This window comes from Streptomyces sp. NBC_00258, from assembly GCF_036182465.1.
In the GTDB taxonomy this organism is placed as follows: domain Bacteria; phylum Actinomycetota; class Actinomycetes; order Streptomycetales; family Streptomycetaceae; genus Streptomyces.
The window spans coordinates 10,854,720-10,876,595 of record NZ_CP108081.1 but is presented as its reverse complement, the minus strand read 5'-3'; the positions used below and the strand labels follow the sequence as shown (position 1 = coordinate 10,876,595).

The 21,876-nt window shown below is 71.0% G+C and carries 17 protein-coding genes; 6 read left to right on the top strand and 11 right to left on the bottom strand.

Annotated elements, in window-relative coordinates; all coding sequences use genetic code 11:
- Positions 1–46: 46 nt before the first annotated feature.
- Complete coding sequence (locus OG718_RS48315; protein ID WP_143634088.1) at positions 47–1,090, top strand: DMT family transporter; 1,044 nt, start codon at positions 47–49, stop codon at positions 1,088–1,090.
- Here OG718_RS48315 and OG718_RS48310 read toward each other — a convergent pair.
- Positions 990–1,601, bottom strand: a complete 612-nt coding sequence (locus OG718_RS48310; protein WP_143634086.1) for a LysE/ArgO family amino acid transporter — start codon at positions 1,599–1,601, stop codon at positions 990–992. The genes OG718_RS48315 and OG718_RS48310 overlap by 101 nt on opposite strands.
- A gap of 69 nt (positions 1,602–1,670) precedes the next feature.
- Here OG718_RS48310 and OG718_RS48305 point away from each other — a divergent pair, with 69 nt between their 5' ends.
- Positions 1,671–2,591: a LysR family transcriptional regulator ArgP gene (locus OG718_RS48305; protein ID WP_328847184.1), complete on the top strand. Its 921-nt coding sequence runs from the start codon at positions 1,671–1,673 to the stop codon at positions 2,589–2,591.
- A 33-nt stretch (positions 2,592–2,624) separates the two neighbouring features.
- On the opposite strand, the gene OG718_RS48300 is transcribed toward OG718_RS48305, so the two are convergent.
- Positions 2,625–3,158, bottom strand: a complete 534-nt coding sequence (locus tag OG718_RS48300; protein WP_143634083.1) for a hypothetical protein — start codon at positions 3,156–3,158, stop codon at positions 2,625–2,627.
- A gap of 473 nt (positions 3,159–3,631) precedes the next feature.
- Here OG718_RS48300 and OG718_RS48295 point away from each other — a divergent pair, with 473 nt between their 5' ends.
- The 3 genes from OG718_RS48295 to OG718_RS48285 all read left to right on the top strand — a co-directional run bounded on the left by OG718_RS48295 (position 3,632) and on the right by OG718_RS48285 (position 7,087).
- The gene (locus OG718_RS48295; RefSeq protein ID WP_313904865.1) at positions 3,632–4,081 is read left to right on the top strand and encodes a DUF485 domain-containing protein; all 450 of its coding nucleotides are present in this window, start codon (positions 3,632–3,634) and stop codon (positions 4,079–4,081) included.
- Entirely contained in the window at positions 4,075–5,712 is a 1,638-nt protein-coding gene (locus OG718_RS48290) for a cation acetate symporter (protein ID WP_398936155.1), read from the top strand. Before OG718_RS48295 ends, OG718_RS48290 begins: the two co-directional genes overlap by 7 nt.
- A 124-nt stretch (positions 5,713–5,836) precedes the next feature.
- Complete coding sequence (locus tag OG718_RS48285) at positions 5,837–7,087, top strand: DUF4032 domain-containing protein (protein ID WP_328847183.1); 1,251 nt, start codon at positions 5,837–5,839, stop codon at positions 7,085–7,087.
- Positions 7,088–7,096: 9 nt separating this feature from the next.
- Here OG718_RS48285 and OG718_RS48280 read toward each other — a convergent pair whose 3' ends face one another.
- From OG718_RS48280 to OG718_RS48260, 5 genes are all read right to left on the bottom strand, one after another.
- The gene (locus OG718_RS48280) at positions 7,097–7,945 is read right to left on the bottom strand and encodes a universal stress protein (RefSeq protein ID WP_306941883.1); all 849 of its coding nucleotides are present in this window, start codon (positions 7,943–7,945) and stop codon (positions 7,097–7,099) included.
- Positions 7,946–8,078: 133 nt separating this feature from the next.
- On the bottom strand, positions 8,079–9,326 hold the full coding sequence (locus OG718_RS48275) for an SGNH/GDSL hydrolase family protein (RefSeq protein ID WP_328847182.1): 1,248 nt from the start codon (positions 9,324–9,326) through the stop codon (positions 8,079–8,081).
- On the bottom strand, positions 9,323–11,695 hold the full coding sequence (locus tag OG718_RS48270; RefSeq protein WP_328847181.1) for a glycosyl hydrolase family 95 catalytic domain-containing protein: 2,373 nt from the start codon (positions 11,693–11,695) through the stop codon (positions 9,323–9,325). The genes OG718_RS48275 and OG718_RS48270 overlap by 4 nt, the downstream gene beginning before the upstream one ends.
- Positions 11,696–11,724: 29 nt before the next feature.
- Complete coding sequence (locus OG718_RS48265; protein WP_328847180.1) at positions 11,725–13,563, bottom strand: alpha-galactosidase D; 1,839 nt, start codon at positions 13,561–13,563, stop codon at positions 11,725–11,727.
- 143 nt (positions 13,564–13,706) lie between these two features.
- Positions 13,707–14,891, bottom strand: a complete 1,185-nt coding sequence (locus OG718_RS48260) for an ROK family transcriptional regulator (RefSeq protein ID WP_328847179.1) — start codon at positions 14,889–14,891, stop codon at positions 13,707–13,709.
- A gap of 180 nt (positions 14,892–15,071) precedes the next feature.
- On the opposite strand from OG718_RS48260, the gene OG718_RS48255 reads away from it, so the two are divergent.
- Positions 15,072–16,790, top strand: a complete 1,719-nt coding sequence (locus tag OG718_RS48255) for an ATP-binding cassette domain-containing protein (protein WP_328847178.1) — start codon at positions 15,072–15,074, stop codon at positions 16,788–16,790.
- A gap of 19 nt (positions 16,791–16,809) precedes the next feature.
- Here the strand turns inward: OG718_RS48255 and OG718_RS48250 are convergent, their stop codons facing one another.
- From OG718_RS48250 to OG718_RS48235, 4 genes are all read right to left on the bottom strand, one after another.
- Complete coding sequence (locus OG718_RS48250) at positions 16,810–18,288, bottom strand: aminotransferase class V-fold PLP-dependent enzyme (protein ID WP_328847177.1); 1,479 nt, start codon at positions 18,286–18,288, stop codon at positions 16,810–16,812.
- Positions 18,289–18,430: 142 nt separating this feature from the next.
- Complete coding sequence (locus OG718_RS48245; RefSeq protein WP_143634068.1) at positions 18,431–19,216, bottom strand: DeoR/GlpR family DNA-binding transcription regulator; 786 nt, start codon at positions 19,214–19,216, stop codon at positions 18,431–18,433.
- A gap of 43 nt (positions 19,217–19,259) precedes the next feature.
- Complete coding sequence (gene pdxA, locus OG718_RS48240) at positions 19,260–20,315, bottom strand: 4-hydroxythreonine-4-phosphate dehydrogenase PdxA (RefSeq protein ID WP_260694922.1); 1,056 nt, start codon at positions 20,313–20,315, stop codon at positions 19,260–19,262.
- A complete protein-coding gene (locus OG718_RS48235) occupies positions 20,312–21,703 on the bottom strand; it encodes a four-carbon acid sugar kinase family protein (protein WP_328847176.1) in 1,392 nt (463 codons plus the stop codon). The genes pdxA and OG718_RS48235 overlap by 4 nt, the downstream gene beginning before the upstream one ends.
- Positions 21,704–21,876 lie beyond the last annotated feature (173 nt).

The window sequence follows — 21,876 nt, the reverse complement described above, 5'->3', positions numbered from 1 at the left end:
GATCGGTCTACTTCTGTCGGACGTCCGGCCTTGGAGGTGCAGTGTCGTGAACATCCTGTTGTCGATCGCGTTCGTAGGGGCCTGGAGCTCCGGCTTCATCGGGGCCAAGCTCGGGTCGGGCAGCGCCCCTACCGTCACGCTTCTCATGTGGCGCTTCCTGCCGCTGGCCCTCGTCCTGGGCGTCGTCGCGCTGACCGCGACGCGGGCGTCGTGGCGTGGGCTCACGCCCCGCGATCTGGTCCGGCAGGCCGCCGTGGGGGCGCTGTCGCAGAGCGGCTATCTCCTGACCGTCTACTACGCGATCGAGCTGGGCGTCTCCAGCGGTACGACGGCCCTGATCGACGGCACGCAGCCCCTGGTGGCCGGAGCGCTGGCCGGGCCGCTGCTGGGCCTGCCGGTGTCACGTACCCAGTGGCTCGGGCTGGGGCTGGGTGTGACCGGAGTCGCCGTCGTCACCGCGGCCGACGCCGGTGCCGGGACGGGAGCGGCATGGTGGGCGTATCTCGTGCCGTTCCTCGGCATGCTGTCACTGGTGGCGGCGACCTTCCTGGACCGCAGGTCCCGTACGGACGTCCGCCCGATGGTGTCGATGACGGTCCACGCCGTCACAAGTGCCGTCATCTTCACGGCACTTGCCGCGACCACCGGAGCGGTGACACCGCCCGCGAGCGGCTCCTTCTGGACGGCCGTGGTGTGGCTCGTGGTGCTCTCCACCTTCGGCGGGTACGGGCTGTACTGGCTGATCCTGCGGCGGTCGGGGGTGACCAAGGTCAATACCCTCATGTTCCTGATGGCCCCCGTCACGGCCGTGTGGGGTGCGCTGATGTTCGGCGAACCCTTCGGGACCCAGACGGTGGCGGGACTGGCACTCGGCCTCCTGGCCGTCGCCGTTGTCCATCGAGGAGAGCGACACGACCACCGCAATCGTCACGACCGCGACCACCACCGTGACAAGCAGGACGGCGAACAGCCTGCGGACCAGGGGTCGTTCACGCCCCGGCGATCAGCGTGGCACCGAGCGCGATCATCATCGCGGCGACCAGAGCGTCCAGTACGCGCCACGCCGACGGCCGGGCCAGGAAGCGGCTGAGCAGCCGGGCGCCGAAGCCCAGCGCGGCGAACCAGACCAGGCTGGCGAGGACGGCTCCGAGGCCGAAGGTCCAGCGCAGCGGGCCGCGGTCGGCCGCGATGGAGCCGAGCAGGAACACGGTGTCGAGGTAGACGTGCGGGTTGAGCCAGGTCATCGCCAGGCAGGTGAGTACGGCCCGCCGTCGTGAGCCCGCAGTCCCCGTTTCCACGAGCAGCCCCGACGGCCGGAACACCCGGCGCACGGCGAGACAGCCGTAGCCGATGAGGAAGGCACCACCGATCAGTGCGACCGCGGTCAGCGCGTCCGGCCAGGCAACCACCACCGCGCCGACACCGCCGACACCGAGGGCGATGAGTGCCGCGTCGGACAGGGCGCAGATGCCCACCACCGCGAGCACGGCGTCCTTGCGGATGCCCTGCCGCAGGACGAAGGCGTTCTGTGCGCCGATGGCGACGATGAGGGAGAGGCCGGTGCCGAACCCGGCGGCCGCGGCGGTCAGAGCGCTGGTCACGGCATCCACGCTAGGAAGGCCGCCGTCAAGAGTACAGCTAAAGATTCTTACGTATCATTAGCTCTCGTGATGACAGAGCTTCCCCTCGACCAGGTGCGTACCCTGCTGGCCGTCGTCGACGAGGGCACGTTCGACGCGGCGGCCGCGGTGCTGCATGTGACTCCGTCGGCGGTGAGCCAGCGGGTCAAGGCGCTCGAACAGCGCACGGGACGCGTCCTGTTGATGCGTACGAAACCGGTCCGGCCGACCGAGTCCGGCGAGGTCGTCGTGCGGTTCGCGCGCCAACTGGCCCGGCTGGAGGACGAGGCCAGGACCGAGCTCGGCATGTCGGGCTCCGACGAGCCGACGCGTCTGTCGATCGCGGTGAACTCCGACTCGCTGGCGACCTGGTTCCTGCCCGCGCTCGCCCGCGTACCGGAAGAGCTGCGGCTCTGCTACGAGTTGCGCCGCGAGGACCAGGACCACACGGCCGCGCTGCTGCGCGAGGGGCTGGTGATGGCGGCGGTGACCTCGTCGCCGGACGCGGTGACGGGTTGTTCCGTCCGGAGCCTCGGGCGTATGCGGTACGTCCCGGTGGCCGGCCCCGAGTTCGCCTCGCGGTGGCTCGGCGGGTGGCCGGACACGCCGTTGCGGGAGGTGATCGCCGGCGCGCCCGTGGTGTCCTTCGACCGACGCGACGATCTCCAGGACGCGTTCGTCCGGGGGCTCAAGCGCGGTCGCGGGGCGGCGAGTTCGCTGCGGCATCTCGTGCCGACCTCGGAGGGGTTCGTCGACGCCGTCGCGGCCGGAATGGGGTGGGGCATGGCTCCCGAGGTACAGGCGGCCCCGCTGCTCGACGCGGGACGGCTCGTCAATCTCGCGCCGGATTCCAAGATCTACGTTCCTCTGTACTGGCAGCACTGGAAGCTCGACTTCCCGGCGCTCGCCGCCGTGTCCGAGGCCGTCGCGGCGGCGGCCGCCGAGGCCCTGGACTCGGGGCGAGGCCGCTGAGCCTCGACCGCGACAGCTCTCCCTCTGCGGCCGTCAGGAAGCCGGGCCCGGCCCCGCTTCCCTCTCCAGGAAGCTGATCACCTGGGCGGCGAGACCGTCCGCGGCGGATTCGGGGCGGGCACCGACGCCGACCGCCGGCTCGTGCAGGCCGATGCCGCCGGACCAGAGGTAGCGTTCGGTCCACTCGTCGTCGACCTTCAACTGGACCTGGATGTCCACGTGGGACAGGCCGCTTTCGGGAGCCGCGGCGAACAGGACCGCGGTGGCCCGGCGCAGGGGATAGACGTCGAAGCCCTCGATGAACTGCGAGTTGCGCCAGTCCAGAAACGCGCTCTCGCCATCGGTTCCGATACGGATGTCGAGCTGGCCGTCTTCGAGGTGAATGCCGAAATGCTCGGTCGTACGGTTTTCGACCGTCACCCGGAATCGGAAGTAGATCAGGCCCTCGGCCGCGTCGTCACGACCGCGCGGCGGCTCCGCCTTCTCCAAGCCATGGACGCGAATGCGCAGGCCGGCATGCTCGTCGTCGTACTCCTGCCAGTCCCCGACCACATTCGGCTCGTACACGGTTCACCTCTCGACCTCAGAGGGCTGCTGTCTATCCCTGAGCGCGACGAGGTGTCAAATGAGCAGAATGGGCGTTGGCCAGGGATTTTACCCGCCTTGATCGCTGATCAAGCCGTGCCCAGCCAGAACCCCCCTCACAAGCGTCACGCCCGCCGCCCCGGCGTGCTGCACATCACGTCCCCCGGACCCGGCCGCCGACGCGGCACCCGGCGCCGCCGGTGCCGACTCCGGCGCCCGATGCTGTGCGGTGCATTTGAGCCAGCCCGGCGGACCCCGCAGGCCGGATAAGGCCGCTCGCATTTCCCTCACATTTTCGCTGTTGATTATTGAATCGATTGAATGCCAGAATCCGTTCAGCCTTGCCGACATACCCCATCGGCCGGGCTGCTCCGGGTTGACCCGGTGAGGATTTCAGCGGCAATTCGGGCCGATTCCCGAACCGCTCGATCCAGAAACTTGAGCCGCGTTCAGCAATGCCTCTTGAGCTGCACTCTTATTTGATAAGGCACGGTATGCCACAACACCCCAGCCCGTACTACGGTTCCCCTCCGGACAGCACGCAGTCCGGACCCGTGGCCCGGAACATGATCGGTTCGCATCCCGACTTCCGCTCCATACGCGGCGCTCACCGCAGATTCGGGGCGGTGGCGCTGTCGATCTCGGTGGGCGGGTTCCTGCTGTTCGTGCTGCTGTCGAGTTTTCTGCCCGACGTGCTCAATCGGCCGCTGTTCGGTCATGTGACGCTGGGACTCGCGGGCGGGGTGGGGCAGTTCGTCGTGATGGCCCTGACCGCGTGGCGGTACACGGTGCACATGGAGCGGCGGATCGACCCGGCCGCCGACCGTCTGCGCGCCGAGATGCATCGCGACGCTGCCGCGCGGGCCCGGGTCCCCCAGCAGCAGAGGCGGTTCGGCGAATGGTGACTCTCCCCCCGGACCAGTTGGTCACTCTCTCCGCCGGTGTCGTCGGCGGCTTCAGTCTGAAGCTGACCTTCATCCTGTTCGTGTCGGTGGTCGTGGTCAGCATGTTCACCGCGCTCATCATCGCGCCGCAGGGTGACGAGATCAGCGAGTTCTATCTCGGCAACCGCACGATGACACCACTGCGCAACGGCCTGGCGATGTGCGGGGACTATCTCTCCGCCGCCACCCTGCTCGGCAGCACCGGTCTGGTCGCGCTGACCGGGTACGACGGCCTGCTGTACCTCGTCGGCACCAGCGTGGCCTGGGTGATGGTGCTGCTCCTGATCGCCGAACCCCTGCGCAACTCCGGCAAGTTCACGCTCGGCGACACCCTTGCACTGCGTCTCCCGCGCAGCCAGCGCTCCGTCCGCCTCGCCCTCGCCTTCTGCACGCTGACCATCACCGTGCTCTACCTCGTCGCCCAACTCGTCGGCAGCGTCGCCCTGCTGACACAGTTCCTCGGCGAACCGTCCAGCACCACCCGCACCCTGTGCATCGTGGCCATCGGCACCCTGGTCGTGCTGTACGTGGCGCTCGGCGGTATGCCCGGCGCGACCTTCATCCAGATCATCAAGGCCGTCATGCTGGTCGTCGGTGTCGCCGTGACCGCCGTCATGGTGCTGCACCGCTACAAGTGGAACGTGGACGACCTGCTCGGCGGAGCCGCCTCGGGCAGCGGGATCGGCCAGCGGTTCCTGGAGCCCGGGCTGCGCTACGGCGGCAGCACGACCAGCAAGCTCGACTTCCTCAGCCTCCAGATCGCCATCGTGCTGGGACTGGCCGCACTCCCCCACGTGATGATGCGGCTGCTGGCCCCGAGCGCCACCCGAGTGCTGCGGCGCTCCATCCTGTGGGCCATGGGCCTCGTCGGTTTCGTGTGCCTCGCAGCAGGCGTACTCGGCCTCGGAGCGACGGCGATCGTCGGCCGGGACGTCATCGCGGGCATCGACGCGAAGGGCGACGCCGCGGTGCTGCTGCTCGCCCAGGACCTCGGCGGCGCCGTGCTCACCGCGCTCATCTCCTGTCTCGCGTTCGTGACGCTGCTGGCCGTGGCGGCGGGCCTCACCCTTGCAGCGGCCTCCTCGCTCGCGCACGACCTGTACGCAGAGGTGATCCGCAAAGGCCGGGCGAGCCAGCGGGAGGAGCTGACCGTGGCCCGGCTGTCCGCCGTCGTGATCGGCGTCCTGGGGATGCTGCTCGCGCTCGTCTCCTGGGGGACGAACACCGCCACCCTGGCGTTCCTGGCCTTCGCCATCGCCGCGTCCGCGATCCTGCCGACGATGGTCTACAGCCTGTTCTGGCGCCGCTTCAACGCACGCGGGGCCCTGCTCAGCCTGTACGGCGGCCTCATCACGTCGGTACTGCTGGTCGTCTGCTCGCCCGTCGTCTCCTCCAGGCCCGCCTCGTTCTACCCGGACGCGGACTTCGCCTTCTTCCCGCTGCAGAACCCGGGCATCGTCTCCGTACCGGCCGGGTTCCTGCTGGGCTGGCTGGGCACCGTCCTGGCCTCTCGCCCCGAGGACACCGAGCCGTCCGAGACGTACGAGAAGTTCGAGGTCCGCGCGGCGCTGGGGGTGGATCAGCCGGTCTGAGCCGAGGAGCGGGCACATCTCCCACCTGGTGACGAAACGGACGTCCATGTTGACGAAGGGGACGTCCAGGTGCGGAGATGCTCCTGCGACATGACGGCCGACCGTGAGGCAGGGCAAGCGAGCGATGGCATTGCAGATCAGCGCCACCAACCCGGAGCATCCCGCGCTCCTGCTCGACCTGCCGTGGCAGCGGCCCCTGGAGGAGTGGCCGGAGCACTACCTGGTACCGCTGCCGCGGGGCATCTCGCGGCACGTGGTGCGTTACGCGCGCGCCGGCGCGGAGGTCGTGGCGGTCAAGGAGCTCGCCGAGCGGCCCGCTCTGCGGGAGTACGAGCTGCTGCGCAGTCTCGACCGGCTGAACATCCCGTCGGTGGACCCGCTCGCCGTGGTCACCGGCCGCACCGACGAGGGCGGCGAGCCGCTGGAATCCGTACTGATCACCCGCCACCTGGGCGGCTCGATGCCCTACCGGTCGATGTTCGAGACGACCATGCGGCCGGCCACCATGCACCGGCTCATGGACGCGCTCGCCGTGCTGCTCGTCCGGCTCCATCTGGCCGGGTTCGCCTGGGGGGACTGCTCGCTGTCCAACACGCTGTTCCGGCGCGACGCGGGCGCGTATGCCGCGTATCTCGTCGACGCCGAGACCGGGGAGCTGCATCCGCAGCTGAGCCCCGGGCAGCGCGAGTACGACCTCGACCTGGCGCGCGTGAACATCAGCGGGGAACTGCTGGACCTGGAGGCGTCCGGCGCCCTCCACCCGTCGGTGGACCCGATCGAGTTCGGCATGGAGATCTGCGCGCGCTACAACCGGCTGTGGGACGAACTCACCCGCACGTCCGTGTACCCGGCGGGCAAGCACCACTACATCGACCGCCGCATCCGCCGCCTGAACGACCTCGGTTTCGACGTCGCCGAGATGCAGATCGCCCACTCCTCGAACGGCGACACCGTCACGTTCGTGCCGAAGGTCGTCGACGCGGGCCACCACCAGCGCCAGCTCCTGCGGCTGACGGGGCTGGACGCCGAGGAGAACCAGGCGCGGCGGCTGCTGAACGACCTGGAAGCCTGGATGGCCACCCAGGACGACTACGCGCCCGGCGATCCGCTCGCCGCCCGCCCGGAGGTGCTGGCCCACCGCTGGGTGCGTGACGTCTTCCGGCCGACCGTTCGTGCCGTGCCGCGCGAGCTGCGCGGCTCGATGGATTCGGCCGAGCTCTACCACGGGCTCCTCGAACACCGCTGGTACCTGTCCGAGCGGGCCCAGCACGACATCGGCCTGGACACGGCGGTCGAGGACTACGTCAACAACATCCTGCCCCCGATGCGGGACGCTCTGCCGCCGCCGACGGAAGATCCCGCACCCTCGGTCTGAGGCCGACGGTCAGGCCGGCGGGACGACCGCCACCGGGCAGGGCGCGTGGTGCATGGCCGCATGGGCCACCGAACCCACCCGCGTGCCGACGGCTGAGCGGTGCGCGCGCCGGCCCACCACCAGCAGCTGGGCCGACGCGGCCGCCGTGAGCAGCACCTCGCCCGCGCTGCCCATCTCGACGTGCTGTGTCACCCGCACGTCGGGGAACCGCTCCGTCCAGGGCCGCAGGGCCTCCGCGAGCGCCTTCTTCTCGTACTGCTCCAGCCCGCCTGCCTCGTCGGCAAGCCTCAGCGAGCCGGGGCTGAAGGTGAAGACGGTGGGCAGGCTCCAGGCCCGTACGACGCGTACGGCGGCGCCGCGTGCCGCCGCCGTCCCGAACGCGAACTCCAGTGCCGCCGCGCTGTCGTCCGGGCCGCCCTGCTGGCCGACGACGATCTCGCGGCCGGCCGCCTCGGAATCGGCGCGGTCCCCGGCGCGCACGAGGACGACGGGCCGCGCGGACTCGGCGACCACCTGCTGGCCGACGGAACCGAGCAGGAAGCCGACGATCGCTCCGTGCCCGCGGGTGCCGAGCACCAGCGTCCCGGCGTCCGCCGCCGCGGTGACCAGCGTGTCGACCGGGTCGCCTTCGAGGAGGTCGGTGGTCACCGGTAGGTCCGGGTGCAGGCCGGTGACGTCGCGGGCGGTCTCCGCCAGCGCGTCCCGCGCGTCCCCGGTCCGGTCCTCGCCGTCGGACTTCTCCCAGGCGTGCACCACACGCAGCGCCAGTGAACGGCGTACCGCCTCCCTGGCCGCCCAGTGCACTGCGGCCAGGGATTCGGCGGAACCGTCTACTCCCACGGTGATCGGGCGGGTCATGTGACAGCCTCCGTCGCGTTGGTTGATGTGCCCACGCTACAGAGCCATTACGCCGGCCCGCACGGCGGTGCTGTCAGCTCGTCAGACGGGCGAGTTCGGGCGACGCGTCAGCGTGATGCCTCGGTGTTTCGCCTCAGCGCGCTGCTCGTGCGGAGCAGTCGAGGCTCTTGAGGTCGATGGCGTCGGCCATCGCCTGCATGCCTTTGTCGTTGGGGTGCAGACGGTCGCCGCCGTCGAAGGCGGGGAGGATGCGCTCGTGGTCGTAAGGGCTGCGGAGGATGCGGTCGAAGTCGGTGACGGCGTCGAACTCTCCGCTGTCCCGGATGAACTGGTTGACGTCCTGGCGTACGGACTCGGCGGCGGCGTCCCACTCGTACCAGCCCTTGAAGGGGGCGACGGTGGCTCCGACGACGCACTTCCCGGCTTCGTGGGCGCGGGCGATGATCTCGCGATAGCCCTTGATCATGTCCTGGGCCGTGACGCCGGAGTGGGCCTTGATGTCGTTGACGCCCTCGAAGAGGAACACCGTGCGGACGCCCGGCAGGGACAGGACGTCACGGTCCAGCCGGTTGAGCGCGCTCTGCCCGGCGCCGTCCGCGAGGACCTTGTTCCCGGAGATGCCCTCGTTGGCAACTCCCTTGACGGGCCCGGTCGTTGCCCGCAGGCGACGGGCGAGGTAGTCGGGCCAGCGGCGGTTCAGATCGCTCGTGGACTGCCAGCCGTCCGTGATGGAGTCGCCGAGCGCGACCACGGCCCCGGTGGCCGAACTCGTCCGTACGGACACGGCGTCGAGGTAGAACCAGGAGCCGATCGGCTGGGTCCAGGAGGCGGCGCCCTCCTCGCCCGTGTGGTCGCCCTCCGCCGCGTACGAGGTCTGCATGGCCATGGAGTGGCCGGTGGCCGTGCCGCTCGCCTCGCTGGTGTGGATGCTGACGGCCAGGTCGGTCGCGGCGGGCAGCCTGCCGGGGAGCGGGTCACTGTAGGCGGTGGCACCGGCGGGGACCGTGACGGAGTGGGAGCCGTCGAAGGTCAGCCGCCGGTTGGTGCCGCGGGCCACGGCGGCGCCCTCCTTCCTGATGCCGGCGTAGACGCTGTCGAAGGTCAGCGGCCGGTCGCCGAAGGCGTTGGAGAGCCGGATGCGCAGGTCGTCCCCGGCGACGCTGGTGCGCACGATCAGGCGGTAGCTGCGGTCGTTGACGGCGTCGCCGATGCGGTCCGCGCTCGCGCCCCAGGTGACGACGTCGTGCCGCTGCTCGGCGGCGGCCTCGGCCGTGGACGCGTGCGTGTCGGCCGGCTGCGCCGCCGCGGGCGCCACCTGGACGGCCGCGGCGATCAGCAGCAGGGCGGCCAGGCGGCCCGCTCGGGCGAACCGGGCCGTCATCGGGCGAAGTCCCGCAGCGTGACGGATCCGCCGGGCTTCAGCGTCACTGTCCGGGAGGTGTTGCCGTACGCCACGGTCGTCGTCCGGCCGCCGACGCTGTGGATCCGGGCTTCGGTGGGCTTCCCGTCGCGCCAGCGCAGGTCGACGGTGAAACCGCCGCGGACGCCGACTCCCGTGACGTGGCCGGACTTCGCCCAGGCGTCGGGGAGTGCCGGGAGCAGTTCCAGGTGGCCCGGGCGGGAGTACAGGAGCATCTCGATCATCGCCGCGGGTGTGCCGAAGTTGGCCTCGATCTGGAAGATGCCGCGGCCCTTCTCCACTTCGTAGATGTCGAAGAGGTTGGGGGCGGTGCCGTTGCCGCCGTCGATCGACGGGCGGAGGTTGTTGACGATCAGCTGGTAGGCCTTGTCCGCGTTCTTGAGCCGGGCCCAGCACAGACTGCGCCAGGCGTTCGCCCAGCCGAAGCTCTCCATGCCGCGTGCGGTGAGCAGGGCCGTGGCGCCCTCTACGATCTCCGGCGGGGTGGAGTCGTCGGGACGGATGCGGTCTCCGGGGAAGAGCCCGATCAGCGGGGACAGGTGCCGGTGCGTGGTCTCGCCGAGGTTGTCCGGCGACATCCACTCCTCCAGCCAGCCCGTCCTGGGGCTCACCTTCGGCAGATACAGCCGCTTCTGGAGGCCGCTGATCTTCTTCGCGTAGGCGGAGTCCTTCTTCAGCTCCTTCGACGCCGTGAGGAAGTGGTCGAACAGCACCCACACCAGTTCCTGCGCGTAGGTGATGCCCTTGGCGTCCTGCGGGCCGTGCTCGGGCGACCAGTCCCTGTCGTCGATAAGCACTTCCTGCGAGGTGCCGGGGAGTGTCGTGGTGATCAGCCGCGCCTCCCAGAACTCGCAGGCACCCTTCAGGAGCGGGTAGATCCTCGCCAGATGGGAGCGCGACCGGGTGAACTCGTAGTGCTCCCACAGGGTCGTGCACAGCCAGGCGTTGCCCGCCGGATGCCACCACCAGCCGTTTCCGCCATGGATGTTGGTGGAGAAGGCGACGGCCCAGCCGGCGACCTTCCCGGTGGAGTTGCGGTAGCGGTTGCGCGGGTCGTTGTAGAGGTCGCCGGTGAGCTTCGTCCAGGACGGGAACTGGGCGAGGCAGTAGTCGGTGAGCGCGTCGAAGCACTGGGACAGCCCGGCCCGGTCGGCCATCCAGTAGTTCATCTGGATGTTGATGTCCGTGTGGTAGTCGCCCATCCAGTCCGGGTCGTTGCCGTCGAGCCACAGCCCCTGGAGGTTGAGCGGGAGGCTGCCGCGGGACCCGGAGATCATCAGATAGCGGCCGAACTGGAGGTAGGCGGCCTCCAGTTCGGGATCGGGCTCCCCGTCCCGGGCCCGCGCCCCGAGCCGTTCCCAGGTGTCCAGGGAGCGCTGCTCGGCCGACGACGTGCCGAGCGAGATGTCCAGCTGCTCGAACAGGTCGCGGTGGTCGGCGACATGGGTGCGCAGCAGGGTGCCCGCCGAGTGGGCCGCCGCGTCGCGGACCTTCGTACGGGCCAGCCGCTCGGGGTCGAGGGACGGATCGCGGTAGCCGTTAGAGGCGTCGGGCGCGTAGTTGGTGCCGCCGCTCACCACGACGGTCAGTTCCCTGCAGCCTGAGAAGTCGATCCGCGGGCCGTTCACGCGGACACTGCCGCCGCTGCCGACCGCCTTCACGGCCGCGCCGTAGCGCAGACCGTTCGGGAAGGCGGAACCGAAGGAGGTGCCCGTCACGCTCTCTTCGTGCGTCCCGTCGAGGGCGATGCTGCCGGTGTAGCGGCCACCGCCGCTCTGGGTGAAGTGCAGGACGATCGCGTCGTCGGGGCGGCTGGCGAAGATCTGCCGCTCGTACGTCACTCCGGAGCGGACGTACGACGTGGTCACCACGCCCTGCGCGAGGTCGAGGGTGCGGCGGTAGCCGTTCACGGCGGACAGGTCGTGGTCGGGGATGTCGACGGTGAGGCGGCCGAGAAGCGTGAAGGAACCGAAGTTGTCGCGGTCGTAGGGGAATTGGCCGTCGGAGTCGAGCTTGTCGTTGAGGCCGCCGGTCCACATGGTGGCGTCGGTGATCAGGAGGAGTTCACGGCCGGGGTCGTTGCTCGCGAGGGCGCCGAGGCGGCCGTTGCCGACGGGCAGGCCCTGCTCGATCATCGAGTGCTCGTCGCCGGGCGCCTGCCACCACAGCTGGTTCCGCGAACTCCCCTTCAGCAGCGGGGCGTCGGCGGGCCGCTGAGGTGCGGCCGATGCGGTGAAGGCGGGCAGACCGCCGAGTGCGGTGGCGACGCCGCCCGCCGCGGCCAGGGAGAGGAGTCTTCGTCTGCTGGGCTCGGTCGGGTTGGTGTCCATGGTGCGGCTCCAGGGGAAGAGAACGGCGGTCAGGACGACTTCGGGACGTCGATGCGGTCGATGTCGGGGGCGTAGCCGGTGCCGCTGTCGAAGGTGATGGTGTTGGCGCCGGCCTTGAGGGTGACGGGCACGCTGACGGTCTCGGCGGTTCCCCAGTCCCCGGTGGAGGGGAACTTGTGGTGCCTGGCTCCGTTGCCGTTCGCGGAGACGTCGATGGAGCGGGGGTCACCGCTGACGTAGGCGACCTGCACCATGTACGTACCGGCCTTGGCGACGACGACGTCGTTGAAGCGGAGCTTGCCGCCGACGTAGAGGTTCCCGACCTTCTTGCCGCCGGAGCAGGCGGAGCAGTCGGCGACGGAGGCGTTGCCGCTGAGGGTGTTGGTGGTCGACTCGGCCTCGTAGCCGGTCGAGGCGAGAGCGGCGCCGCGGGGGGTGACGGTGAACAGGCGGGAGCCGTGGGCGGGCAGGGCCTGCGTCACCTTGTTCTTGTGCGTACCGAGGTTCTCGCGGTTCCACAGGTCCCGTACGGAGGCCTTGCCGGTGAAGCCGAGGGTCGACCAGTCGGCGGTGACGGCGGCGGGCGCGTCGGCGAGGTTGAACAGGGCGACGGTGTAGCTGCCGTCGGCGTTCTTGGCCGCCCACACCTGCTGGGGGTCGGACGGGGTGACCGGACGGGCGGGCGGTGTGCTGCCCTGGTTGAGGGCGATGACCTCGCGGTTGGTCAGCAGCGACACGCCGTAGGAGTCGAGCTTGGTCAGGTCGTCACCGGTGTAGAGCGGGGACTTGGCGATGGCCCACAGGGTCGCGTAGCTCTGCCGCTCGGCCTTGGTGAGGCCGTCCATCTGGCCGTTGCCGACGTCCAGGGAGTCGAGGTCGTTCCAGCCGCCGGCGCCTGCGTGGCGGGTCCAGCCGGGGGCGTCGTCCCAGCGGTCGTCGACCGAGTTCTCCCAGCTGACAAGGGTGTTGCAGTAGCACTCGACGTCGGTGTCGATGCGCCAGCCGTTGGAGTACTTCTTCCAGTCGGCGACCCGGCCGATGTCGAGCGACCAGGAGATCTCCAGGTGGATCGGACGGCCGGTGGCGGCGATGGCCTTCTGCCAGGCGGCGACGTCGGCAACGTTGTCGTACTGGTCGCCGTTCTTGCCGGAACCCGGTCCGACCCCGTCGAGCTTGAGGAAGTCGTAGCCCCAGTCGGCGAAGAGCCGGGCCTGCGAGTCGACGTACTTCTGGGCGCAGGGGTTGGAGAAGTCGAGCTTGTAGGCGCTGTCCCAGCCGTTGGTGGTGCGCAGGTCGCTGTACACGATGTCGGCCGTCGTGCAGCCCTCGGCGTTCCAGATGGGGGTCCTGCCCTCCCCGTACGCCTCCTTCTCCAAGCCGACCGGCAGGTAGATGCCCGCCTTGAGACCCTTGCCGTGGATGTGGTCGGCGACGGGCTTCATGCCCCGCGGGAAGCGGCCCGGGTCCGCCTTCTGACGGGCGTACTCGTCGAATCCCGGCTTCCAGTCCTTGGCACGCCACCATCCGGCGTCGAGGTTGACGTACTCGTATCCGTACGGCTTGAGCTTGGCCGCGAGGGCGTCCGTCTGCTTGAGGACGTTCTTCTCGGTGAGGTAGCTGTAGTCGCCGTCGGGGTTGAGTCCGGGGTACTTCGAGGACTGCATGCTCCAACTCGACCAGCCCATGTACGGCTTGGCCGCGACCGCCTCCGCGCCGGCGGTGGACGTGGTGGCGGGAGTGGCGGCAGTGGGAGTGGCGGCCCGGGCTGCCGGGAGGGTCGTCGCCATGGCCGCGGTGAGGGCCAGGACGAGCACGGCTCTTGTGGAGCGGCGGGCGGGGGTTCCGGGAGCGTACGAGGATGACCTCATGGGTCGGACCTCCAGTGATGGGTTCGGCTCTGCGCGGGTGCGGTGGCGTGTTGATGCAGTAGGGCGTTGGTCCAGTGGGGCGTTGGTGCGGGAACTTCCTTCGAGGCCAGGGAGCTTGACTGCCCGTCAGGGGATGGGGCGGCTCATCCCTGGCCGCGGGTCGGACCGCTGATGAAGGACTGGATGGCGGTGGCCGCGGCGCCGCGCGCCCACTCGTCGAAGGGCAACGGACGCGTCAGCAGGTCGCATTGGGCGGCCGTACCGAAGGCCGACGCGGTGAAGGCGTCGCGGATCTGCCCGGCGAACAGGTCGTATGCGGCGAGTCCCTCGCCGGAGATGATCACGCGCTCGGGTCCGATGAGGTTGGCGACGGTCGCGATGGCCCGGCCGATCGCCTCCCCGGCCCGCGCGTACACCTCACGGGCGCCGGGGTCGCCCCGGCGGGCCAGGTCGACGGCCTGCGCGGCGTCGGCCACCGGCATACGGGTCGCCTCGCGCACCGCGGTGACGATCGCGGGGTCCGCGGCGATGGCCTCGGCGCACCCGCGGTTTCCGCAGTGGCACGGCGGTCCCGTCGGGTCGATGACCACGTGCCCGATCTCGCCGGCCACGCCGTGCGCGCCCGAGACGACCCTGCCGTGCACGACCAGGCCGCAGCCGATGCCCGCGCCGACCGTCACCACCGCGAAGTCGGAGAGGCCGACGCCCGCGCCGAACCACTGCTCGGCGACGGTCAGGGCCCGGACGTCGTTGTCGACGGTGACCGGCAGTCCGGTCGTCATCTCCACGAGTTCGGCGAGGGGAAGGTCGCGCCACTCCAGGAAGGGCGAGAAGCGCACCTCTCCTGCGGCGCGGTCCACATCGCCGGAGACGGCGACACCGAGCCCCTGGACCCGGACGCCGAACCCGTCCGCCTCCGCGAGGAGTTCCTGCACGAGGGCGGCGACCGAGGCGAGCACGGCCTTCGGTTCGCGGTCGTCCAGGGGTACGTGCCGGGCGACGCGGATCCGGCAGCACAGGTCCGTCAGTACAGCGATGATCTCGTCGCCGGTGATCTTGACGCCGATGAACAGGGCCCGCCCGCCGTCCACCCGTACGGGGTTGGCGGGCCGCCCCAGGGACGGGCGCGCCTCGTCTCCCGCGTCCTCCACCAGGTACCCGGCCTCGATCAGCGGCCGGACCGCCTTCGTGACCGCGGCCGCCGAAAGGCCGGCGCGGCCGGCCATGTCCGACCGGGTGAGCGGGCCGTGGGACAGCACGGTGGTGAAGATCTGGGCAGCGGCCGGCGTGTGTGCCGGGAACGCCTCCGTACCAGGAGTCGAGCGCATGCCCGGAACCTAGGTCCCTTCTTTTCCGCCGTCAATAAAAGAAGCAAGGTTCCTTTGAAGAGGGGTGATTTGACACTTTGGCCCTACGGATGTGTCCCATCACCGGATATCGCACCGGCACTTGCCCGGCACTGTCCCCGCTCACGCTTGAACTCCGTGGTCTTTTGGCATGCTGCCTCCATGCCGATACCGACAGGGCCGCGCCCGCCCGTTGCCACCCCTCTCGCTCCGGTCGACGGTCTGCGGATCCGGGCGCGTCGGCTCACCCAGGAGGTGCGCGGAGCGGGTCGCGTGCTGGACGACGTGTCCCTCGATGCCGCGCCCGGGCGGATCGTCGTGATCGCCGGCAGCAGCGGCGCGGGCAAGACGGTACTGCTGGAAACGCTCGCGGGACTGCGGTCGGCCGGCGAAGGTTCCGTACTGCACGACGGGGACCGACCGGGCCCGCCCGGACCGGAGTTGGGGTTCGTGCCGCAGGAGGACATCCTGCACCGCGACCTCCCGCTGCACCGGACGCTGGTGTACGCGGCGGGTCTGCGCATGCCGCCGGGGACGTCGGACGAGTCGGTCACCGCGGCCGTCGACCGGGTCCTGGACACGCTCGGGCTGGCCCACCGGGCCGGTACGCCGGTCCGTGCGCTGAGTGGCGGCGAACGCAAACGGGCGAGCATCGCCGCCGAGTTGCTCACCAGACCGCGGGCGCTCTTCCTCGACGAACCCACCTCCGGGCTCGATCCGGTCACCGGGGCGGCCCTGTTGCGGACGCTGCGCGCCCTCTCCGAGCGCGGCACCACCATCGTCCTGACGACCCATGTCCTCGCGGACCTCCTCCGCGGCGACCATGTCGTGTTCCTGGCCCCGGGCGGACAGGTCGCGTACACGGGTGAACCGGGCGCCCTGTGCCGGGAGTTCGGGGTCGGCACGGTCGAGGAGGTGTACGAGGCGGTGGCCGACGGCGCGCGTGCCGAACCCGCGGTGTCCCCGGGAGAGCCCGCGGAGTCCGAGGGCGGCGCGGTCGGTCCTGAGCGGCCGGGGCCACGGCCGCGCGTCGGCGCCGTACGCCAGTGGTCGCTGCTCACCCGGCGCGGAACGGCCCTGCTGTTGCACAACCGGCTCTCGGTCGCCGTGCTGGCGGGTTCGCCCGTGATGATCGTGGCGATGTTCGCGGTGCTGTTCCGCGCGGGCGCGTTCGATCCGGCGGACCCGGATCCGGGGTCGACCGCGATGATCATGTTCTGGATCGCGTTCGGAGCGTTCTTCTTCGGGCTGACGTACGGCCTGTTGCAGATCTGCACGGAACTGCCCGTGCTCCGCCGCGAATGGCTGGCCGGGCTGCGGATCGGCCCGTACGTGGCGTCCAAGCTCACCACCATGCTCCCGGTGCTGGCGGCCGCGGACGCCCTGCTCCTCGCCGTGCTGCGCGCCCTGGACCGGCTGCCCGCGGCGGGCTGGGACACGTACGTCTCACTGTTCGTGTCGAGCGCGCTGGCCTCCGCGGCCGCGCTCGCCCTGGGGCTGCTCGCCTCGGCCGCCGTGACGGACCCGGGACAGGCGACGCTTATGCTGCCGCTGCTCTGCTTCCCACAGGTGCTGTTCTCGGGGGCGTTCGTTCCGGTGCCCCGGATGACGGCGGCCGGAGAAGCGATCAGCTGGGCGATGACCAACCGCTGGGCGTTCGAGGCGCTGGGCAGCGGTATCGGCCTGGAGTCGCTGTGGCGCGACGGTGCCTCCCGGCTGGGACCAGCGCTGCTGGACTCGTACGGCGACTCGTTCGCCCATGCCGCGAGTCGGGGCTGGCTGATCCTGGCCGGGTTCGCCCTGCTGTTCCTGGCTGCGACGTGGGCGGTGCTGGTGCGCAAGTGCCAGAACGGGGTGGTGCGCGGACGGGCGGGAAGGTGAGCCGGCGCCTGCCGATCGCTCAGCAGCCCGCCCTCGCCTCCAGTCCGGCCGCCCCGGGCACCCGGTCCCGGTAGGTCTCCCGTACGAACGTCAGGAACGTCTCGATGTCCCTGGGCTGTGACGACAGGCCGAGCGAGATCCGGACGGCGCCCGCCGACGGCAGGCGCAGCAGTTCCAAGTACTCCTCCAGGGAGGCGACTCGGCGGCGTGCGGCCGAGCGCAGTCGGCGCGGTGGCAGGGCGAAGGCCGCCTCGCCCGCGCCCGGGTTGCAGAAGCAGCCGGTGCGCAGCGAGATGCCGCGCCGGGCGCTGTCACGGGTGACGACCCGTTCGTCGATGACACGGCCGTCGGCACCCAGCAGGTTCAGTGCGACCGTTCCGCCGCGGGACACGAGGTCGACAGGGCCGTACATCCTGACCATCGGTGAGCCGTCGCTGTGCCTCAACGCCCTCAGTCCGGCGAGGAGTTGCCCGGTCAGCGCGGTGACGTGGGCGTGCACGCGGTCCATGCCTATGCCGTCGATCCACTCCAGCCCGGCCGTCACATCGGGTACGGACAGGAAGTTGACCGTGCCGTCCTCGAAGGCCGCCTCGTCCTCCGCGAGCACATGCCACTGCGCCTGCGCGCTGACCGCGTAGATGGTGCCGCCGGAGAACCAGGGGCGTCGCAGCCTCGCGAGCGCGCCCCGGCGGGCGATCAGGCTGCCGACGCCGGTGGGGTGGCCGAAGACCTTGTACCAGCTGACGACCGTGAAGTCGGGGTGGTACCGGCTCAGGTCGAGGGTGTTGGCGGGTACGTACGCGGCAGCGTCGAGCAGGACGTCGTAGCCGCGTGCCTGAGCCGCCGCGATCCAGGTGAGCGGGTGCTGGACGCCGGTGAAGTTGCTCTGCGCCGGGTAGGCGAGCAGGCCGTGCGGACGAGCGCCCGCGCCGCCTCGCCGCGGACCGGAGCCGCGTCTGAGTCCGGGGCCGCGTTCCCGCGCGGGCAGGGCGGCTCTCAGTCGCTGCTCGTCCATCCGCAGCCCGGGGCCGCTCACCGGTACGTACACCGTGGTCGCGCCCCGCGAACGCGCGTACTCGCGCAGGCCGTTCACCGAGTTGTGGTTGTCCAGCGACATCACCAGCCTGCCGCGGCGGGTGAAGGGGTACGCCTCGCCGACCAGACGCAGGGCGCCGGTCGCGTTGGCGGTGAAGATGACGGCGTACTCGGCCGGATCCGCGTTGAAGTGGCGGAGCACCGCGCGACGGGCCTGGGACAGCAGCACTCCCGAGGCGCGGGAGGCCGGGCTCTCGGAGTGCGGGTTCCCGAAGAGTCCGCCGGTGATGCGGGCGGCGCTCCCCCGCACGAGCGAGGTCGGCGGAAGGCCCGCTCCCGTGTGGTCGAGGTAGGTGTGCCCGCCGGCGTCGAGGTAGTCGAAGTCCTCGTTGCGTAAGTCCGCCAAGTCCCCTGCGTGCGCGTCGTCTTCGGGTATGTGGCCGGTGGTCTGCGCCTTGTCCACTGATCCTCCCGCATGAGAGGCCCGGCCCGTCCCCGAGTCCTGGGCCGGGCACGGTCTCCCAACATCATGCTGCCATTCGTCCCTGCGGGAAGAGGTTGCCGGGAAACGGCGTGATCGTGTCGCTCGGGCCGGGGCGACTCGGTCAGAGGGCGCCGACGGACTCGGCCAGGACGGTGGTGACTCCGCGTGCGCGCAGTTCGGCGAGGATGCCGGGGTCGGCCGTGTCGTCCGTGACCAGGGTCCAGCCCTCGGGGAGGGTGGCCCAGGCGTGGAAGGGGCGGCGGCCGAGTTTGGCCGCGTGGGCGAGTACGTAGACGTGGTCGGCGCGGCGGGCCATGAGTTCCTTGAGGCGGGTCTGGCGCAGATCGGCCTCGCAGATCCCGTGCTCCGGCGAGACGCCGTCGGTGCCGAGGAAGACCCGGTCGAAGGTGAGCCGTTCGAGGGCGGCCTCGGTCAACGGGCCGACGAAGCCCTGGCTGAGCGGTCTGAGGGTGCCGCCGAGGCACTCGACGTGCACCGTCTCGACGTCGGCGAGTTCCTGAAGCGCCGTCAGTCCGGTGGTCGCGATGGTCACGTCCTTGGCCGTACGCAGTTCGTGTGCGAGCGCGCCGACCGTGGACCCCGCGTCGAGGAGCAGGGTCTCGCCGGGCTGGACCTGGGCCGCCGCCCAGCGGGCGATGGCACGCTTGGCGTCGTAGGCCTCGCCGGTGCGCTGGCGAAGCGAGGCCTCCGGGTGAGCGGACAGGGCCATCGCGCCGCCGTACGTACGGGCGAGCCGTCCGTCGGTGGTGAGCTTCGCGAGGTCGCGGCGGATGGTGGAGGCCGTGACGCCGAACAGCTGGGAGAGTTCCTCCACGCTGGTCAGGCCGGTGGTGGTGGCGAGTTGGACGATCCGGTCGCGCCGGGCCTTGGAGCCGATCGCAGACATCAGTCTCTGTCCTCTGGTGTCCTGTGGTGCCGACGAGCCGGGGTCAGCGGGCGGCGGCCGGAGCGGATGACATCTCGGCGGCCTGGCGCAGCGCCTCGACCATGCTACCGGCCTCGGCCCGGCCGGTTCCGGCGATGTCGAAGGCGGTGCCGTGGTCGACGGAGGTACGGATGACCGGCAGACCCACGGTGAGGTTGACGCCCGCCTCGATGCCGAGGACCTTGACCGGGCCGTGGCCCTGGTCGTGGTACATGGCGACGATGAGGTCGTAGTCACCGCGCCCGGCGAGGTAGAAGGCGGTGTCGGCGGGGAGCGGGCCGCGGGCGTCGATGCCGTCGGCGCGCAGGATTTCCAGAGCGGGGACGATCTTCGTCTCCTCCTCGCCGTTGCCGAACAGGCCGTTCTCGCCGGCGTGGGGGTTGATTCCGCACACCCCGATCACGGGTGCCTCGACGCCTGCACGGACCATCGCGTCGTGGCCGCGGCGAACGGTCCGCTCGACGAGTCCGGGCTCGATGCGGTTAACGGCGTCGATCAGACCGATGTGCGTGGTGACGTGGATGACCTTCACCTTGGGCGTGGACAGCATCATCGACACCTCCTCGACGCCGGTGAGATGGGCGAGGAGTTCGGTGTGGCCGGGGTAGAGGTGTCCGGCGGCGTGCAGGGCCTCCTTGTTGAGGGGGGCGGTGCAGATGCCGTGGACGTCGCCGTTCAGGGCGAGTTCGGCGGCGACACGGATGTACTGGTACGCGGCGTCGCCGGCCTTCGCCGAGAGGACGCCCCAGGGGAGGTCGGCCGGGAGCAGGCCGAGGTCGACGACGTTGATGCGGCCGGGCGTGAACTCGGCCTGGGCGGGGCCGTCGACGGGCACGATGTCGCAGGTGACACCGAGGATACGGGCCGCCTCGCGGAGGCGTTCGGCGTCTCCGATGACGACGGGCCGGCAGCCGCGCAGGGTGTCGGCGTTCAGCAGGGCCGGGACGATGACCTCCGGTCCGATGCCGGCGCCGTCGCCCATGGTCACCGCGATGATCGGGAGCGGACGCCCGGCGGTGCCGGACTGCTCGGCGGGCGCGGCGGTGGGGGCTGCGTTCACGTGGGTTCTCCTAGCGGGGCGGGCGGGGCGGGCGGGGCGGGCGGGGCGGGTGGGGCGACCGGCTGGTCGGGGGGCGGCGCGAGGCCGGGGCGCAGTGCGCGGGCGATGCGCAGCAGGGAGTCGGTGTCGCCGTAGCTTCCGGGGCGGGTGACGACGCGGCGGCCGTCGGCGGTGCGGGAGCGGACGGCGCCGTGGTGGATCTGGTCGAGCGGCAGGAGTTCGCGGACGCCGAGTGCGTCGAGGACACGGCGGGCGGTCTCGCCGCCGGTCAGGACGAGGTCACTGTCGTGCGCGGCCTCGGCGACCGCGCGGGCCAGTCCCGCGGCGAGGCCGCGGGCCGCGCCGGGGTCGACGGCGTGGGTGCCGTCGATGCTGACGACGGTGATGCCGTCCGGCGTGCGACCGCCTTCTGTACGGGTGTTGAGGGGCGGCCGGGCGGAGTGGTCGGTGAGGGTGCGCGCGGGCAGCGGCAGGTGGCGCGCACCGACCGCGACGAGTTGCGCGATCTGCGCAACAGCGGCGGGTTCGGCGGTGCCGACGACCACCAGCAGGGGTCTGGAGGGGGTGCCGTCGAGGGCCGGTGACACGTCGTCGGCTCGTGCGGGACCGGCGGTGTCCGTCCCGGTGGGACGGCCCCGGTCGGCTTCCGTGGAACGGTCACCGCCCCTTCCCAGGAGCCCGCCCCCGGCCGCCCGATCCGCCTCGGCGAGCCTGCGTCCGAGTGCCGCCGCGAGCCCGCCGGTGCCCATCAGGCGTATGCCCGGGCCGAGTCGGAGCGCCGCCTCGGCGATCGCGTCGAGGTCCGCGTCCGTCTCCGCGTCGCACACCGGGTGGTATCCCTCGGCGACGAGCACCCGAAGCCGGTCGTACAGCGTCGGCTCGGGCGCGCGCACCGTCGCCAGTGGCACCACCCGTGTCGGTACGCCGCCCAGGGCGGCTCCCACCGAAACGGGCGCCGCGCCGGGCTCCGCACGCCAGGCGTCGGTCGTGTGCAGGGCGGTGCCGTGCAGGTTGACGACACCCTCGCGGACGGTACGCCCGGCGACCGGCAGGGCGGGCGCGATCACGACACCCGTGGCACCGGTCGCGTAGGCGGCCGCCTCGGCGGCGAGGTTGCCCCGCAGCAGCGAGTCGATCTTCTTCAGGACCACGCCTCCGTCGGCGTACGCCAGCGCGGCCCGTACCGCGCCGGCCGCGTCCTCCGGGGCCAGCTGCCGGGTGTCGAGGTCCAGGACGACCGACTCTCCGTCGCACGGCGGTGCCGTGGCGGGGCCCAGCACGATCCGACCGCGCAGACCCAGCGCGGCGGCGACCTCGGCTGCGCCGGACAGGTCGTCCGCGAGAGCGAACACGCGAGGCGGGAGCCCCGTGCGGGTGGTGCGGGACACGCGAACCTCCTTCGGCGGGTGCCTCTTCGGGCGGTCCGGAGGGGCGGACGGCCTCGGCGCCGATGATGACACAACTTGCGCGAAGTGCGCGAGACCTCTTGCGCACTTCGCGCAGTCGTGCCACCTTTTCCGGCGCGACACCTGTTCGTCGCCCGGTGTCGGGCGGCGTCAGC

Coding starts and splice junctions, on each gene's coding strand:
- OG718_RS48305 (WP_328847184.1), top strand. CDS start 1,671: ATGACAGAGCTTCCCCTCGACCAGGTGCGTACCCTGCTGGCCGTCGTC.
- OG718_RS48295 (WP_313904865.1), top strand. CDS start 3,632: ATGCCTCTTGAGCTGCACTCTTATTTGATAAGGCACGGTATGCCACAA.
- OG718_RS48290 (WP_398936155.1), top strand. CDS start 4,075: ATGGTGACTCTCCCCCCGGACCAGTTGGTCACTCTCTCCGCCGGTGTC.
- OG718_RS48285 (WP_328847183.1), top strand. CDS start 5,837: ATGGCATTGCAGATCAGCGCCACCAACCCGGAGCATCCCGCGCTCCTG.
- OG718_RS48280 (WP_306941883.1), bottom strand. CDS start 7,945: ATGACCCGCCCGATCACCGTGGGAGTAGACGGTTCCGCCGAATCCCTG.
- OG718_RS48275 (WP_328847182.1), bottom strand. CDS start 9,326: ATGACGGCCCGGTTCGCCCGAGCGGGCCGCCTGGCCGCCCTGCTGCTG.
- OG718_RS48270 (WP_328847181.1), bottom strand. CDS start 11,695: ATGGACACCAACCCGACCGAGCCCAGCAGACGAAGACTCCTCTCCCTG.
- OG718_RS48265 (WP_328847180.1), bottom strand. CDS start 13,563: ATGAGGTCATCCTCGTACGCTCCCGGAACCCCCGCCCGCCGCTCCACA.
- OG718_RS48260 (WP_328847179.1), bottom strand. CDS start 14,891: ATGCGCTCGACTCCTGGTACGGAGGCGTTCCCGGCACACACGCCGGCC.
- OG718_RS48255 (WP_328847178.1), top strand. CDS start 15,072: ATGCCGATACCGACAGGGCCGCGCCCGCCCGTTGCCACCCCTCTCGCT.
- OG718_RS48245 (WP_143634068.1), bottom strand. CDS start 19,216: ATGTCTGCGATCGGCTCCAAGGCCCGGCGCGACCGGATCGTCCAACTC.